This is a genomic window from Pseudomonas sp. SDO5532_S415, assembly GCF_054071155.1.
In genome coordinates, this window is record NZ_JBSVWS010000039.1 from 19101 (window position 1) to 36334 (window position 17234).

Consider the following 17234-nt stretch of genomic DNA (forward strand, 5'->3'; position numbering starts at 1 on the left):
GGAACTCAGGCCGATATCAATGATGTCAGTACTTATCAGCAACCCGCGTCAAAACACCAATAAAGCATCGGGCTTCGTTAAGCAGATTTTTATCTGTATCCGAGAAGGAATTCAGACAATCAATAAAACAATACCAGCCTGTTGGCGCGCCGGAACCTATCAGTTCTGATAGTGGGCAGATCGAAAATCAAAGCGTAAAACATAGCCATCGCTGATTGTTGAATTGATTGGTGCAGCGGCCATGTAACTGGCCTGACGCTGCGTGCAAGAGGAGTGAAATGATGGCTGCTACGCAACGACCCGCGCCCTATATTCCCGATTTGGGGCCTGATAACACTCTTGATCTCGACCGGCTGGGAAGTGCGGATCTTAAAACCTGGATCAACTATCCGGGGATAGCCGAAGGCGACTGTTTTTGGCTGGGCTGGTGGGGGTGCAGTGCGCTTGGCAAGGCCGTCGATGAATTCGACAATTTAATAAAAATACAGCCTGGCGAACTACAACCGGAAGGAAGACTTGTCTCCATCTCCAACGACAAACTCAGGGATCTGAATCAGGGGTATGTGTTCTATTCAACCAGCAAGTATGACGAGGACAAACCGGATAAGCCTGGGGAAGAGTCCCTGCGCCTTTTTTTTAAGGTAGGCAAACGCCCGTACACATCGCCGCTGTTGCCTGTCCCTCAATTCAAGCAATCCCACGCTCTGGCCGTGGACCTGGAAGCTATAGGGCCTGGAGGAGCGACCGTGGTGACGGCTCGTTATCAGGCCATGTCACCGGGGGACGTGGTGACACTGATCTTGAAATTGTATTTTGGAGAAGACGATTACTGGGAAACGTTCGACTTTCCGAAAGATATCTCCGAGGACGACATTGGCAAACCGGTGACGTGGACGATATCGAAGAATCTATTTGAGGTCATAGTCGATGGCTTTGCGCAAATGAGCTATTGCATCGACTATGCAACACCGACGGTGCCCAGCTGTTCGGCCACACAAACCGTGCATGTCATCGCGCCGCCGGATACCCGGCTGCCAGCGCCCATAGTCGTTGGCTATGACGACGGCGGTGAGCTTGATCCCGATTTGTACCTTGACGGCCTCCCGGTGTGTGTTCCGATGTTTGACGGTGCTCGAGCGGGCGACTATGTGGTGGTCTATGCCGAAGGCGATACCTCCCTCACCAAGACACTTCGAGTTGATCCATCGACGATTGACAGTCGGGTTATTGAGGTCAATCTGGAGCGCGCCTGGTTAACGGCCAATCAAAACAGCACTATCCGTTTGATGTACCAGCATGCACGTATGGGCAATGCAGGTACTTCCAGACCTCTGACCCTGAAACTGAGCAAGCCGTTGAAACTACCGTTCGCCATCGTTGAGACGGTGACTGATGGTGGTGAGGGCAAGGGCTATTTGCTGGCCAATAGAATCACCGGCGGCGTGTACATCCAGGTTCCGGAAGAAGCCGACATTGGTGTGGGCAAGCAGGTCCAGATGCACTGGAAGGGCTACGGGGCTACCGGCAGCCACATTGCCGACCCCATGTCCGGTAATGCGAACCGCTACTATATCCCGACTAAAGCCATACCGGCGAACATGGGCAAACACCTGGAGGTTTTTTACAAGGTCACCCCACCCGGCAAGGATTCGCAGGTTTTTGATCTGGAAATCCGCAACATGACAACCGGTTGGCCCACCGTGCAGATTGAAAATCCAGATTCACCCGGCAATAAAGTCTCCTTGGCTGCGGCAACAAACGGTGTGCATTTTTTACTGAAGTCATGGACTTATATGTGGTCCGGCCAGCACGTGAAGATTGAAGTTGAAGGTCTGTTAAAGGGCGGTGGCAAAGAAACCTTTCCTGTGCGTACGGGCAGCAACGAAGTGGTCACCGAAGATGAGAATGACGCAGGCGAGTTACGAGCAATATTGCCACGGGACTTTCTTGAAAGACTTGAGCTTTATGAACAGTTCAATGTTTTAGTTTGCACAAGCTTTGACGGCGGCCATACCTATAAGCAGTTCCCTCATATAGAGCCCCAATTAATCCCCTGACACGCAATGGGGGGGGTAATTGTTCTTCAAGGAAAAAATCATGACTGGTAATTCATTGGAAAGCTTGTTGGCGTGGATGGAGACAGATGCAGCCATGTTAAAGTGGGGCATGGTCACTGCGCTTGACAGATCCAAGTTAAACTTGTTGATCATACAGGACTACATCAATCGTTTTGATCTGGGTAGCTATATCTCGCCGATTACGGGTGGCGTTACGATTGTCGAGAATAAGTGGATGGAATATATCTCTGACTTTGTATTGGATAAGCCCCGCTTAAGTTTTACTAACGCCGACATTAATGATTCCAAAGCCATGCTGGAAATGGCAATCATGGGCGGTAGTCAATTTACGCTTGAAAAGGGGAGCGTCGGCTGGAAAGCGAACAAGGTTGGTGAGATAGATCCTCTGCAGGGGCCGAGATTGTATCTGCATTTGCTGCTGAATCAGGTCCCCGGTGATGTCGGCATCGATGGGCGGATTAAACTGGATTTGAGCAAGAGCGATGACTTTCGCCTGACTACCGGCCAGACGCCTCATGAGCAACGTATGGGGGGCGATTTTTTTAGCGACCTTTTCAATCAACTGCCTGACAGTAAGCGAGTCTATTCGTTGGGTACCATTGAGCGCGGAAAAAACGCGTTGATGACGCCACAGGCATTTGAACTGCGGACTCAGACCAATCCAGCCACACGAAATCCTAGATCTGCCGACTACGGTGATGGCGCGATCCTCGCGCTGATAAGGACGTTGAGGCGCACAGGGGGGGATTTCCCAGGTAAAGACTACAGGTATCTGATACCTAAAAGTAAGCAAAATGACTACTCGGCAACCATGCTGTTTGATCGTCAATTGGCGGCTGCGTCTATTTTGTTTGATAGAATGCAAGAATACTTTGGAAACGCTGGTTATACATATGAATTTAACAGTGATGACAAACTCGTTAAAGCAACCATGACACCCGGCAGGATGATAGTTTCTGCGATGAATGAGGAGTTTGAGCCGGTTGAGGGGCGCAAAGTAACGTATGAAAGCACTGAATTGATTTTCCCTGTGGATAGTGATTACCCACTCACTGTCGAGTTTAACAACGATAATAAATTGTTGCTCAAATGGGCCTCTCAAGCTGAGGGGCTGTGGACTTATACACAGCATACTGGAGGCGACCCGTACACTCAGGTAAGACGATACAAAACTTACACGCAAATTGAATATGCGCTGGTGGAAAATGCTGAACGCGAGTTGTTTCTTGTGCAAACTGATTTCAAACATGATATCGAGACTGAAAGGGTTGATGTTCCTGGCGCGAGCAGTGATATTTGGGATGAGGTACTCCTGGAACTTATTCTTGCGATTGTATTGGCGTTGTATCTGCTTACCGCAGTTCAAAATGGCATAAAAAACATTTCATGGAAATCCTCGGTACAAAAGTACCGGTCAATGATTACATCACCGAAATGATCAAACTGAATTTCGGTCAAGTTATCCAGGGGAACGAGGTTTACGCGCCGAGCAATATCGCCTTTTTCGGTCGCATCAACCCCGTCCAGACCAGCTTTGTGATCAGTCCGATGGAAATAGTGATGAGTCTTGGGGGCAGCCAGCAGTTCACCACTAATCCGGTGATGACAGACTTGCAATGGAAGGTTGGAAACCTGACCAAGGGAGCTGGCGCCCCGGGACATATCGACGAACGCGGCTTCTACCGGGCTCCTCTGGCCGGCTCCTTCCCAGGTCGCTTTATCCGGGTCCGGGTCACGGCCACCGACCTGGTCACGGGGTACTTCACTTCGGCCCTGGTGACCGTGATGGCCCGTGAACTGACGGTCAACCCTTTGATCCAGACCTGCGATGTCGGGGCTAGCGTCGAGTTGTCGGAGGGGCATTTGGGAGCGAGTCCGGCTGGCTGGTCGATCAAGAACCCTGTCGCCGGTCAAAGCGGCACGCTTCGGCCCAGCGGCGAACCCGAAGGTGGCTACATCTATGACCACGGACCAGTGGTGGCTAATAAAACCTTCGTGGTGGATGAGATCGAGGTGAAAACCAGCACAGGGGGTACCCGATCGGTCCATGTTCTGGCCTTGCAAAGGCAGCCTGGCATCACGATAAAAATTGCCAGTATTGACTTGGTCCAGGGGCTTGTTGAGTTGAAAGCCATGATCAATGGCAATGATATAGCTGCCGAATGGAGCCTGCCTCTGGGAGGACCCGGTTCGTGGAATGCGCCGGGAGTGTATCGCGCGGAGCCGACTGCCACCGAACGATACGTGCTCATTTTTGCGCTGGTGGACCATGCAGTTTTCGGCGCGTTTGAAGGTTTTCTGATTCTACCCTTGCCGCTGTTTGAGTTTCCGGCGTTGCTCCAGGTGTTAAGCCAATGAAAAACGTTAAACAGGAACTCGAGCTCACTGTTGTTAATTTCCTTCTGAACCGGAGCCCATGTCATGGCTGATAATTCTTTGGAAGATCTGTTGGCGTGGATGAGAGACGCTTCGCCCATGTTACGTTGGGACTCAATCTTTGCACTGGAAGGTACGAGCCTCAATCTTGATCTTCAGCAAGACTACATACGTCGCTTGAGTCAGGACAACGATCTGGGTGCGATCAGTGTGCAGGTCCCGGTTAAAGATACCAATATCACTCATTACTTATCCGGTGTGAAGTTGGCTGAGCCGAAGCTGTCCTATGACAATGCCTCGTTGCAAAGTTACAAGACTGACCTGAGATTGGCCGTGGTGACGGGAAACCTGGCGATGGTGGAACTGGTTCAGGGGCAGAAAAGGATTGTCAGACTTTCCAGCTTCAACCCACTGAATGGACCGCAACTACGTCTGAAACTGCCTTTAGAGGCCGACTCGCGCAGTGTTGTATTTGATCTCGCCAAGAGCGAGGACGTTTTGTTGATGTTGTTCAACACGCCGGCGCAGCAACGTGAAGCCGGCATGCTTTTTCTGGAGCGGTTCAAGGCGCTGGGCGACAACCAGCGTGTTCACACCCTGGCCACGTTTCCCGAGGGGGACAACCCGTTCATGCACAGTCAGCGCATTGACGTGCGTACCCAGAAACGCGACAACCAGGCAGTGGCACCACAGGCCGACAACGAAGACGGGGCTCTGCTTGTTTTCCAGAGAATGAAGGAAGGCAGCGCAGGTGATTTTCCAGGGGATGATTCACGCTTCAGGTATTTGATTCCGGATGCGACCCCGGAAAAAAACTGGACGGGAACGGCGATGTTTTCCCAGGCGTTGATCCATCGCGCAGCGTTTGGGCATGCGGTGTTGAAAATGTTCGATAAAGTCCAGTTCGTCCGAGAGAACGACTGGACGGGCAGGTTGACGAAAATGGTAGCCGTAAGCGGCGAGTTTCAGGCGCCCGCGGGGTCGTATCAGAGCCGTGATTATCAATTCGAATATGACCCCTTCAGTCTTTCAGCGATGAGTAGTGCACTGCCGTTGACTGTCAAGTTCGATGAAGATCGTGTAACCCAGAGCTGGCAAAGTAACTTGACTCTTTCGTTCAGATTACGACCAGCGGGGGGCGCCTGGGCAAGATATACCGCCATTTTCAAGTTTGATCTGGAACATCACTTTCGCTTTCATGCGGATGATTTCTCGGAGTTGGGCATGGAAGGTGAGTTGTTCACGCCCCATGAACGCACGCAGGAGGTGACTCATGTTTCCGGTCTGCCAGATACCCTTGATCCCGAGTTGCTCGAACGGATCAACGACTTCGTCGCGCAGACAGTCAAGCGGGCGCTGCTTGGGCGCTTTGCCAATAGTTTGTCGGCGATCTCGCCCACCACTTTTCTTGAGGAGTTGCGCATTGTCGATAAAAGCATCCTGCAACCCACCGACTCGGCCTTACCTTATGACCTGGCAAAGTTCGGCCAGGTACAGGCTTCGGGTTCCTCGTTCGCTATTGTTCCGCAGCAATCGCTGGTCGCCGCCGGCAAAACGCTGCAACTAAGCACAGAACCCGATCGCCAGGGCTTGAGATGGACAGCGGAAAACCTTCCTGGCAGCAGCAGTCACCCCGGCGACTTCATTGCGCCGGGCTTATACAAGGCAGCACCGGTCCATGCGATACAGGGCACGTTCAACAGGGTGTTGGTTATTGCCAAAGACGAAGCCACCGGTGAACAAAGCCTGGCCGTGATCACCGTACTGACGAAGGCCATTACCGTAAATCCTCAGATTCAAACGTGCTTCCATGGCGAGCGGGTCGAGTTGTCGGGGGAGCATACGGGCAAAGGTCCACTGACCTGGTCGATCAAAAACGCCGTTCCGGGCGAGAGTGGCGAGCTTGTGCTCAGCGACTTGCCTGACGGCGATCGCGCCTACATCGCTGGCGATCAAGTGCCCAACAAGACTTACGTACTGGATGAAATCGAAGTGAGCGACAGTGCGGGCAAAGAAGCCGAATCTGCCTGGGTGCTGGCGATTCAGCAGGAGCCCGGCGCAACGATAACAATTGTCGATGAACCGTCCTTGCCACCCGGGCAGATCCAATTGAAGGCCTTCGTCAACAATAACCCGGTGCCCGGTGAATGGTCGTTACCGCTGGATGGACCGGGTTCGATCGACGAGTGGGGCGTATACACCGATGACCCATTGTCGAAAGAACCGTTTGTGTTGATTTTCGTGAAAGTGGACGGCGGTGAGTTAGGCGTGTTTGAAGGCCATATAATTCTGCCGTTACCACTCGATGAATCCCCGGCGGTGCTGAAAGCATTGGCTGAGTAATCTATTGGACGTTGTTTGATTGCTTTGTTTCTTCTATCAAGGCAGAGGGTAATATTATGTCTGGTAATCCGCTGGATAAGTTGCTGAAGTTGATGGGGTCGGGAGATACGACCTCCGGTTGGGGGGCGATTCAAACAACAAATCGTAGCCGGCTCAATACATTGTTGAGACAACAATACATTGAGCGATTTTCTCGGCTGGATTTTTTGCCGGAAATTAACGGCCGCGTGGGGGGGGCTGACAGCCAGTATGTTTATACCGAACTGAAGGATATCGAGTTAACCGCACCATTGCTGTCATTTTCTACTGCGTCGCTCGATAACTCTCGCGCTGTTTTGACGATGCAGGTCGTTTCCGGAAGTTGCACCACTTTCTATCAACCACCAGGCGCGGATGAGGTGCTGTTGTCGACGTTTAACGTCATGGAGCAACAGGAAGCGATCGTGGAGATGGATATCGACCTGAAGTTTGTTTACGGCGTAATCGAGCGAACGGGCAAGGTAGTACTCGATATATCTAATGGGATGAGCTTTCGCTGCAATCTGGGTCCTGACAACGATGCGAATGAGCGGATGGCTGTTCTTTTTCAACAGCGCTTCGCCGAGCTGCCACATCATCGCAGCGTATTTCAGTTAGGCATGCTTGATTTCGACGGCTATAACCCCTTGACACCGAAGTCATTTCGTCTCGCAACCCAGGCCGCCCCTGGTGCACAAGTTCGAGGTGCGTTGAATTATGGTGATGGTGGCGTGGTACTGGCCATCGAACTTCAGGGCAAGAAAGGGGAAGGTCTATATCCGCTACCAAAGAATTTCCCCTTTTTTATTCCCAGCGATCAGGAGAATGGAAAAGACAAGTATTCAGCGGCATTGGTGCTGGCTCGGGAAATGATCCCTTATGTTGGCAACAACAACTTCGACGTGGTCAGAAATTTGCTCTATCCCGGAAAGCATGAGTTTGTAGAACGCGAGCGACATACCCCCGGGGATCTGTTGGTATTGGGCAATGTCAGTCCGAAGCAGACCCTCTACACCCTGGATCCCGCCTCCAAAACGATCCGGGCCGGGGAGACGCAAAGTTTCACCTTGCGGAACTGGAAGGGGGACCCGATTCAGGCCAGCAGTTGGCGGGCCGTAAGCCTGAGCAGCCGTACGGCAGAAGGACACGGCACCATCACCGGCGGCCTCTACACCGCACCTTCAAGGACTCATATCGGGTATGACACCTCACAAGTGGTGGTGACCGCCGAGTATGTCGACAAAGGCATCACCTACACCGCTTCGGGATTGCTACGGGTGGTGTTCGACACCGGGACAATTGCGCCGCGAGTGACAACTTGCTCGGCACCGTCCCTGTCACAACCCGTAGTACTTAGAGCATCGTCCCTTGACAACGCTTCTGTGCGCTGGAAGTTGCTCGCACCCGTATATGGCTCGTTGGCCCAGAACGGTAACCTTGCATCGTTCACCGCAGATGCCCGTGCCAGGTCAAGGGGCCTGGCAGTGCAGCAAATTGAAGCGACGGGGACCCAAACGAGCGAGACCTTTGTATTGCTGTTGAACGCACAGCAACAGCTGCGGATGACACCTTCTTATGTTTCGGCGGTCCAGACAGCCACGGTAGTGCCGCTCAAGGTTGACGCCACCCTGCTACCTGGCGTGCCCAGACGCTGGAAAATGGCGGCGGGCCGCGGCATTGTCGATGCTACCGGTCGTTTCACGGCCCCGCCGCAAGGCATTTCGTCCAGCAGCGTCGTGCAATGTGAAGTTGTGCAAAACGGAATTGTTTTTGCCAGCGGCTACAGTGTCATCAAATATTCTGAACTGGAGCAGCAGTCAAGCTGGAAGGAACTTGGCGAATTCACCGTCAAAGTAGTTGGCGGGACTGAGCAACAGAGTAGTGGCAGCGTGTTTAGCAATGGCTGGCAGCAATTGCTGCTACAAGCTTTCATCGAGACGCTGCCGGAAAACAATACGGAATACCCATTAAGCGTACGTGAGAAGGCCAGCTTGCGTTTGGTGGACAGTAACACGAAAGATGAGATCGAATTTTTGGATGAGATGGAAGAAGGCATTTCCGAGGGCGACGCTAAGGTATGGCGCACGCACCTGGTCCCAAACCGTTTTAACCTGGCTATGGGCCGGTCAGCAGCGGAAGAAAGTTCGCCTGATTCTGCGCGGTCTTCCGTCAGTGTGCTGCGTTTTTATCTCCATACCCGTGCAAGGGCAGGGGAGACGACGACGTTCCATGTAAAGTTCCAGGCTGACAGTGACGGTCGCTGGTGGGAATCTACGGATAAAACCAGCAACAACGCCAAGATCAACGTTACCCCGCTGAAGATTCCACAGTTTGAAAGCGAGGACTACGTTTTTAAACGAGTCAGGGTCGATGGTGGATCCGGAAACCCGAACCCGGATCCTCCGGAAGAGGACGACGATTTCTCGTTTCATTTGCGCACTATCGATTACTGGGTTTTCTACTTTCTCGGCAGGCCGGGGGGGCACCAAGGTGCTGCGTTTGAAACAATGGAATTTATGGCTGTAGACGGAATAGAAATCACCACAGGGACTATTCGTTGGGAAAGTGAACAACTCGCCGAGAAGATGTTCAGCTGGACTGGCTATATCTTCCAGGATCCGCTGAAACCGGTAAATTCCAACAAGATTCAATTCGATGGGTTGATGAAGGATGTCGTCAAGAGCGAAAACCTGGACATCAACGTGGATCACTCGGTGTTTGAACGAGGAAAGCTGGTCATTAGTCTGCATCGTTCTGATCGAGTTCCTTATATAAGGCCGACAAATACATCCAGGGCAAAGTTGTCACGGGATCTGGCCGTGCTACTGATCGATAAAAATGGAAATCCACACCGGCGGCGAATCTCTTATCTCCCGAGCAGTATCGTGGGTGATCGAAACAAATTGGTGCATACGGAGTTTTTTCCGATCCCATGAAGCTCGGTATTGTCGAGTAAGCGATTCGCATCTATTTGGTAAGTGAAGGAGTTGCTCAATGAAATTTTTCAAGAAAATCACCGTTGGATTGATGGTGTTGGCTGGTTCGATTCATATGGGTTGGGCATGGGGTGAAAGTAAAACCACGGAGAGTAGTACTGCAACAATTGAGTTTGCCGCGGAGTCGGATGGCGGGGGGAAAAACTGCTCATTTTATGTGAGAGATCGAGAACAAGATTTTTCCGGTACTCCCTGTGGAAATGATCAGGCTAGCTACTTTAGGCTGTTGAATGTGCCCTCAGCGACTGAAATCTGGCTGTATGACAAACCAGGCTGTAGTAGGGCGGATTGGTTTTTTGGCATGAAGACCATCGTTCATCCCATATCAACAATTTGGATTTCTACTGAAAGTCTGAGAGATATGAAGGAGGGTGATGTTGTAAAAAAGGGTTTGCAAATGATTGAAAATGGGAATGATGGCGACCAAATTAGAGGGAAGTTATCCTGTATGAAAATTGTAATGTCGTTGCCTGGATGGTGGCCTTAGCTGATTTGTTGCGAAAATAAATATCTCTATTTAACTATTCGATTCGCCCCGGCGGCTATTTAACAACAGTCGGGGCCGATCATTAGCTGTGAGAAAATTGATATGGCCATTTCAACTTCCGTACACTCAGACGCTTTCAAGTTCATGAGTTTCCTTGCCGGTGGTGTAGACCCTCGCACCGGGCAATATACGCGAACCCTCACCTTGCTCGACGTCAAAACCAACGATTTGCAAGGTCCAGGCCAGAAAGTGGAGATGAACTACAACCCGCTCAACACTTTGGACACGGGTTACGGCCTGGGCTGGACATTGCGGTTGTCGCAATACACGCCCGGCAACAATGTTCTAGCGCTGAGTACCGGCGAAACCCTCAAGGTCACCGGTACCAGCGGTAACCAGCTGGTGATGAAGGAGAAGAAACTCGACAGCTTCCATTTCTTCAGGATTGACGACGAACATTTCCGGGTGGATCACAAGTCCGGCGTCGTCGAGTTTCTTAAAGTGCATGGCAGCGGCGTGAACCGGATAGCCCTGCCCGAGAAGATTTATGCTCCCGAAGGGCACAGTATCACCCTTGAACACACCCACTTCAGGGACTCGCACTACATCCTGAAATCGATCAAGGATGACTCGGACCGGACGTTGCTGGCGGTCAAACGCGACAATTCTTCGGTCGATATACAGCTGTACCCTTTTGACGGTCCCGGTGGTGACCCCTTGGCACGCTTTGTCATGACGCTGATGGGACCCGATAAATATGTCAGCAAGATCACGCTGCCCACCGAAAACGGGGCGTCCTGGCGCTTCGGCTATTGGGTGTCGCCAATCGACCATCAGTTGTACATCAATACAGTGGAAACCCCCACGGGCGCACGCGAGGAAATCCTCTATCAAGACCGCGGTCATCAGTTCCCGCTGGGCAGTGGTCGCAAGCCGCTACCGCGGGTAACCCACCACCGTATTTTTCCCGACGACCAGCCCGACACCTTGATCGATGTCCGCTACACCTATCCGGAGGAGTACAACTTTTTGGGCTACGGGCTCAATATCGCCTGGGACGACGGCGGCCTCGACAACCTCTACAAGCACATCGGTGCCTACCTCTACCACAGCGTTGAAACCCTCTATATCGACGACAAGCCGGTGCGCTCCATCGCACGGGATTTCAACCAGTTCCACTTGCAGACCAAGGAAACGACGACCCAGAACAACCACGTGCAGACCGTCGAGACCACCTATTTCCTGACCCCGGACGTACCGTTCGAGCAACAGACCAATTACTGCCAATTGCCCCATGAGGTCAAAACCACGTGGGCGCAGGTGGAAAACGGCACCACAATCCGCCAACGCAGCGAAACCGTCAGCAGCACCTACGACCCCCATGGCAACCTGCTGACGCAGACCCAGGCCAATGGCGTGACGGAAATCAGCACCTGGTACCCCGCGGCCGATGCCGATGACTTCGTGCGCCACCTCAAGGACCGTACCGTAACGCCGGCGCCGTCGCCCAATGGCAAGGCGCCCACCCTGTGTACCCGCTACACCTATAAAACCTTGAGACCGTTGAACGGCACTCGATTGCCGAAGTGGAAAACCGTTGAACGCGAGACGCTGGTGCAGCTGGAGACCAGCGGCGAAACCGAATTGCAGGACACGAAGCATGAACACTTCGACGATCCGGACAATGCGTTCCTGCACGGCCGTGTCTCGCAGCAAACGCTGACCATGAATGATAAGGCCACCATCACCGAATACGAATACTTCAAAGTCGACAGCCCCGAGTTCGAGCAAAGCGTCTTGCGAACAGTCGAAACCGTTACGGGTTTCGATCATGAGGAAGGCAAAAAACACGTAAAAAAAGAAATCACCCTTGAGCATTCACTACACAATGGCGAGCCTTCACTCAATCGCGATGACAACAACGTTGAGATCCGCTACAGATACGACGCGCTTCGCAGGGTCATCAGCGAAACAGTGGCACCCGGTTCCGAGTTTGAAGCCACCCGTCGTTATGAATATCTGCTCTGCGCCAATCCGGGCGACCAGGCCGAACAATGGATGTTCGATGTCAAGGGCGTGAAAACCTGTACGAAGTTCGACGGACTCAACCGGGCGATCTACGAGGAGCGGGATGACGCAGACCACCCGACCCGCGCTGCAGAGCCACGGCAGATATACGCCGCAACCTATAACCCATTGGGGCAGAAGGTCGAAGAGACGGAATACGATTGGCTGGACAATGACGTACGGGTCCTGACCAGCCATTTCGACTATGACGATTGGGGCGAACAACGCTGTGTAACAGGACCGGACGGTGTAAAAACGTTTGAGGAAACCGACCCTATCGGGACGGTTGATTCAAAAGGGCCGATCCAGCGCAGCTGGCGTGAAGGAACGGGACCAAATCCGATGGTCAGCGGCGTCACCGAGACCTGGCTTAACCTGTTCGAAAAGCCGGTTCGCACGGAAAGGTTCGATCTGGCCCAGAAGAGTATCAGCCTGCATCAGTACTTTTATGACGGCCTTGGTCGTACTCACAAGGAGATTGTCGGCTTTGGCGCGGTCCAGCGAGTCAATCTCTACGTCTACGATCCTTTCGACCGGATGATCGAAAACACCTTGCCGGATGCGGCGAAGGTTCGGCGTAGCTATGCCCCGCACAGTTCAGAGGATCTGCCGAGATCGATCAGCGTCAACAATATAGAGCTGGGTACGCAGCTTTTGGATGGACTGGGTCGTATGACCGAGTCGGTCACTGGCGGGCGCAAGCAGACGTACACATTCAAGCCTGGACAAACCCAGCCCGAGACCGTCACCACGCCCAGCGGCCAGGTCATCGAATATGTCTATCAACCGCAGCTGGGCACCGAGCCTGTGCTGAGACGCTTGCCTCGCCTGGGCGTTAAGGGCGAGTACGACGAGGCCGATTATAAATACGATGAGCAAAACGCGCGTCTGCGGGTTTGTCGGGAGCAGGGTTTACAACTCACCCGTGAGTACTTCAGCACCGGTGAGTTGAAAAGTGAAAAGCGTGAAGGGCCGGGCGGTGAACACACCATGTATTATCGATACAGCCGGCTTGGCCGTTTGCTGAGCTACACCGATGTTCTTGGCCAGGAACAGAGTTACGACTATGACCCTCAGGGACGTTTGATAAAGACCCAGCTGGGAACTACGGTCTCGACCTTCGACTACGACTCGCTCGGCCAGACGAAATCGATCACTACCTACGATAAAATCAGTCGGCAAATTGTTGGCATAACGTTGCAACACGATGAATTCGGTCGGGAAACCCAGCGTTGCTTCGACCTCAATGGGGTCAAGCAGACGTTGAGCCAGGTGTATGACGATGTCGATTGCTTGACGCGGCGAACTCTGATGGAGGGTACTGATGTACTGCGTGACGAGAGCTATGGGTATGACCTGCGGGGACGATTGACCAACTATGAATGCACCGGCCGCCTGTGTCCTATTGACCCCTACGGCAAAGTCATCAACAAACAGGTGTTCACACTCGATGAGCTGGATAACATCAGATTGGTGATGACCCATTTTGACAACACCTTCAATCGGGCGAGGTACTTCTACGACAATCCGGACAAGGTGCAACTGAGTAAAGTCACCAACACTCATGCGGACTATCCACCGGTGATCAATCTACTCTACAACCTGGACGGGCACCTGATTCAGGACGAAGAGCAACGCACCCTCAAATATGACGCCCTTGGCCGGTTGATCAGCGTCAGCGAACCGTCGGGTGGGGCGTCGAAAAGCAACAGCTACATCTACACTCCCCTGGATAACATCGCCGGCAATGACGACGGCAGCGGACAGGCGCAGCGTTTTTACCAAGGCGATCAGTTGGCCAACCAGGTCAAGGGTGCTGACAGTCGTACGTTCATGTGGGGTGACAAGACTGCGCTCGCTGAGCTCTGGGCAGGTGATGTCCCAAAGTCTTGATGCTGGCCGGTGATCGCAAGAACTCCGTGTTATCCAGCATGAGTACCACCGGACGGGTTGACAGCGCCTATACGGCATATGGTTATCGAAAGGATCAGCCGTTTGATAGCAGTGCTATAGGGTTTAATGGCGAATTTCGTGAAGAGGAAGTCGATTGGTATTATCTGGGTAATGGCAATCGGATTTATAACCCTGTACTGATGAGGTTTCATAGCCCGGATAGTTACGGCGTGTATGGAGAGGCGGGATTCAACCCATATGCGTACTGCTTCGGGAATCCAAATAACTTTAAGGATCCTTCGGGGAGTGTTCCTGTCTGGGTTTCAAATTTTTTTTCGAGGGTTCAATCGGCATTAACTAGGTTGCGTCCAAAATGGTTGTCGAAAGCTGGTGCGAAAGGTGCGAAAGGTGCGAAAGGTGCGAAAGGTGCGGAAGGTGCGGAAGGTGCAGCGGACGCTAACGGATATATCGGCAGGCCACGTGATTTAGATACTGTAAGTTTGGGTAGTGATAGCATAGATAGTTTTGGTGATGCACGAAGTATCAGCAGTACCAGCAGTGCCCGCAGCAGTGCCCGCAGCAGTGTCAGCAGTGTCAGTAGTGCCGATGAGATTGCCCCTGCTCGCTCCAAGTATGGACCGGCTGTCGCAGGAACCAGGGGGGGATTTTGGGCCAATGTCAGAGCAGGACGCATCGGGAACAACAGCATTAACCAAATGGCACGACCCGGAGACCCTGGCAGGCCGCCTGTACTAGGACCTAAGTCTGGAGATTCGTTGGGAGTTCCAACAAGTGGGTGGCAACGAACGCGCATTAAGACGCCTTCAAAGGGCAGCCTGAGTCAAACATCCGACGCAGCGGAAGGTATCCGATCTCACTTCGTTGTTAAAAAATAGTATGAACCTGTCCATGCTCGTCGCCGTTGGCGCGAGCATGGACCTGGCTACAGGTTGACCGGGCTCCATTGCAGTCGATGTCATCTCTTAAAATGGTACTCTGTACCGGCTTCAAGGCAACTCAATCAACCCCAATTCCAACGCCTTGACCACGGCGCACCCGCGAGAACTCACACCAAATTTCCGGCGGATATTGGAAAAGTGATAGTTCACACCCGCCTCGGTGCAGTTGAAGATCATGCCGATTTCCCAGGAAGACTTGCCGGCGGCGCTCCACTGCAGCACTTCCTTTTCCCTGGCGGTCAGTTTGATGGTCGTGGTTTGCTCCGGACCCTGATGTTGAAAATGGGCCTGAGCCGGTGATGAATGCAATTGCGCTGATTGGGCACGGTACATATTCGGTGTCTCCCATCTATCGACAATGATTGCGGGCTGCGCTCGATCGTCCTGCTCCACATCGGCAGGGGGGCGCGTGACTTTCCCTCGGCCGTCCGGGCAGGCAGCTGCAGGTTCGAATTCCTTATATCCCGAATGAAAATTTCTGGGACCTGTCACAAATTACAGGTGGCTGGCCAGGGGCTGTGTAAGCTGCTGAGTGTGTTGTCTTTTTCCCTTAAAAAAAAATGTGCTGCTGCGAGTTCTCTCGGTTGATCATCTATTTCAAACGCCGCGCTGGCGCGTTTCCCGAATTGAGATAGGGTTGACTCAGGAACCCGCGCGAATGGAGAACGACATGCGCTATTCAGCCTTGACCCAACGAATCGCCGGTGACGGAGCAGCGGCCTGGCGGATTCATGATCGAGCGCTGGCGTTGCGTGAGCAGGGTGTCGACGTGTTGCTGTTGTCGATCGGCGATCCGGATTTCGATACGCCGCGGTCCATCGTCCGGGCCGCCATCGACAGCCTTGTAGCCGGCGACACTCACTATCCCCCCGTGCGCGGTACCCAAGGGCTGCGCAGCAGCATCGCCCGTCGACACACACAGCGCAGCGGCCAGGTAGTTGAGGCCGGGCATGTGATTGTGTTTCCCGGCGCCCAGTGCGCGGTGTACTCAGTCGCACAATGCCTGCTCGACCCCGGCGATGAAGTGATTGTCGCCGAACCGATGTACGTCACGTATGAAGGCGTGTTCGGTGCCATCGGCGCGAAAGTGCTGCCGGTGGCGGTACGACCGGAGAAAGGCTTTCGGGTTGATCCCGAGGATGTCGCGGCCTTGATCACGGCGAAGACCCGCGCCGTTCTGCTTAACAGTCCCAACAATCCTTCCGGCGCGAGCTTGCCGCTATCGATCTGGAAAACATTGGCGTCGTTGTGCATTCGTCACGACCTGTGGCTGATCAGTGACGAGGTCTACAGCGACTTGTTGTACGAGAGCGAACACATCAGCCCAGCCAGCCTGCCGGGCATGGCCGAACGCACCGTAACGATCAACAGTTTGTCCAAATCCCACGCCATGAGCGGCTGGCGGGTGGGCTGGATGATCGGGCCGCCACCCTTGGCCGATCACTTGGAGCATCTGTCGTTGTGCATGCTGTTCGGGATTCCCGAGTTCATTCAAAACGCCGCGCAACTGGCGCTGGATGAAGATTTGCCTGAGGTGGCGTTGATGCGCGAAGAGTATCGCCGGCGGCGTGACCTGGTGTGTGCAAGTCTCAACCATTGTCCGGGCATCCGTGCCATTCAACCGGATGGCGGTATGTTCGTGATGGTCGATGTGCGCCCGACCGGATTGTCGGCCCAGCACTTCGCCGAGCGGCTGCTGGAAGGCTATGGCGTGTCGGTGCTGGCCGGTGAGGCCTTCGGGCCAAGCGCGGCGGGGCATATTCGCATCGGGTTGGTGGTGGACCGACCGAAACTGGCGGATGCCTGTCGGCGGATTGCATTGTGTGCGATGGACCTTCTGGAGGCTCGGCGGGCCTGAAAGTTGTGGGTTGCCTGTGCTGGCCTCTTCGCGAGCAGGCTCGCTCCCACAGTGGGTTTGTGGTGTTGATAGATCTGCTGTCTGGCTTGGGGGTGAGTTGCCGGTGCCGGCCTCTTCGCGAGCAGGCTCGCTCCCACAGTGGGTTTGTGGTGTTGATAG

General features: G+C 53.4%; 10 protein-coding genes. 9 read left to right on the forward strand and 1 reads right to left on the reverse strand.

Annotated elements, in window-relative coordinates:
* Positions 1–281 precede the first annotated feature (281 nt).
* The 8 genes from ACW9HW_RS12205 (at position 282) to ACW9HW_RS12240 (ending at position 15154) form a co-directional block, all read left to right on the forward strand.
* Complete coding sequence (locus ACW9HW_RS12205; protein ID WP_457400023.1) at positions 282–2057, forward strand: hypothetical protein; 1776 nt, start codon at positions 282–284, stop codon at positions 2055–2057.
* A gap of 40 nt (positions 2058–2097) precedes the next feature.
* Positions 2098–3516, forward strand: a complete 1419-nt coding sequence (locus ACW9HW_RS12210) for a hypothetical protein (RefSeq protein ID WP_457400024.1) — start codon at positions 2098–2100, stop codon at positions 3514–3516.
* Positions 3465–4436, forward strand: a complete 972-nt coding sequence (locus tag ACW9HW_RS12215; RefSeq protein ID WP_457400027.1) for a hypothetical protein — start codon at positions 3465–3467, stop codon at positions 4434–4436. Before ACW9HW_RS12210 ends, ACW9HW_RS12215 begins: the two co-directional genes overlap by 52 nt.
* A 63-nt stretch (positions 4437–4499) precedes the next feature.
* A complete protein-coding gene (locus ACW9HW_RS12220; protein WP_457400029.1) occupies positions 4500–6797 on the forward strand; it encodes a hypothetical protein in 2298 nt (765 codons plus the stop codon).
* Positions 6798–6853: 56 nt separating this feature from the next.
* Positions 6854–9751, forward strand: coding sequence for a hypothetical protein (locus ACW9HW_RS12225; protein WP_457400031.1), 2898 nt, complete (start codon positions 6854–6856; stop codon positions 9749–9751).
* Between the two features lie 58 nt (positions 9752–9809).
* Positions 9810–10298, forward strand: coding sequence for a hypothetical protein (locus ACW9HW_RS12230; protein WP_457400033.1), 489 nt, complete (start codon positions 9810–9812; stop codon positions 10296–10298).
* 102 nt (positions 10299–10400) lie between these two features.
* On the forward strand, positions 10401–14258 hold the full coding sequence (locus tag ACW9HW_RS12235; protein ID WP_457400035.1) for a sugar-binding protein: 3858 nt from the start codon (positions 10401–10403) through the stop codon (positions 14256–14258).
* A 38-nt stretch (positions 14259–14296) separates the two neighbouring features.
* A complete protein-coding gene (locus ACW9HW_RS12240) occupies positions 14297–15154 on the forward strand; it encodes an RHS repeat-associated core domain-containing protein (RefSeq protein ID WP_457400037.1) in 858 nt (285 codons plus the stop codon).
* Positions 15155–15265: 111 nt separating this feature from the next.
* Here ACW9HW_RS12240 and ACW9HW_RS12245 read toward each other — a convergent pair whose 3' ends face one another.
* A complete protein-coding gene (locus tag ACW9HW_RS12245) occupies positions 15266–15550 on the reverse strand; it encodes a helix-turn-helix transcriptional regulator (protein WP_095194764.1) in 285 nt (94 codons plus the stop codon).
* Positions 15551–15887: 337 nt separating this feature from the next.
* Between ACW9HW_RS12245 and ACW9HW_RS12250 the strand changes: the two genes are divergently transcribed.
* Complete coding sequence (locus ACW9HW_RS12250) at positions 15888–17075, forward strand: pyridoxal phosphate-dependent aminotransferase (RefSeq protein ID WP_457400039.1); 1188 nt, start codon at positions 15888–15890, stop codon at positions 17073–17075.
* The last annotated feature ends 159 nt before the right edge of the window (positions 17076–17234 follow it).

What these genes read in the sequence shown, in the direction of transcription:
- ACW9HW_RS12245 (WP_095194764.1), bottom strand. Translation starts at nt 15,550, where the DNA reads ATGTACCGTGCCCAATCAGCGCAATTGCATTCATCACCGGCTCAGGCC.
- ACW9HW_RS12225 (WP_457400031.1), top strand. Translation starts at nt 6,854, where the DNA reads ATGTCTGGTAATCCGCTGGATAAGTTGCTGAAGTTGATGGGGTCGGGA.
- ACW9HW_RS12240 (WP_457400037.1), top strand. Translation starts at nt 14,297, where the DNA reads ATGAGTACCACCGGACGGGTTGACAGCGCCTATACGGCATATGGTTAT.
- ACW9HW_RS12250 (WP_457400039.1), top strand. Translation starts at nt 15,888, where the DNA reads ATGCGCTATTCAGCCTTGACCCAACGAATCGCCGGTGACGGAGCAGCG.
- ACW9HW_RS12230 (WP_457400033.1), top strand. Translation starts at nt 9,810, where the DNA reads ATGAAATTTTTCAAGAAAATCACCGTTGGATTGATGGTGTTGGCTGGT.
- ACW9HW_RS12235 (WP_457400035.1), top strand. Translation starts at nt 10,401, where the DNA reads ATGGCCATTTCAACTTCCGTACACTCAGACGCTTTCAAGTTCATGAGT.
- ACW9HW_RS12205 (WP_457400023.1), top strand. Translation starts at nt 282, where the DNA reads ATGGCTGCTACGCAACGACCCGCGCCCTATATTCCCGATTTGGGGCCT.
- ACW9HW_RS12210 (WP_457400024.1), top strand. Translation starts at nt 2,098, where the DNA reads ATGACTGGTAATTCATTGGAAAGCTTGTTGGCGTGGATGGAGACAGAT.
- ACW9HW_RS12215 (WP_457400027.1), top strand. Translation starts at nt 3,465, where the DNA reads ATGGAAATCCTCGGTACAAAAGTACCGGTCAATGATTACATCACCGAA.
- ACW9HW_RS12220 (WP_457400029.1), top strand. Translation starts at nt 4,500, where the DNA reads ATGGCTGATAATTCTTTGGAAGATCTGTTGGCGTGGATGAGAGACGCT.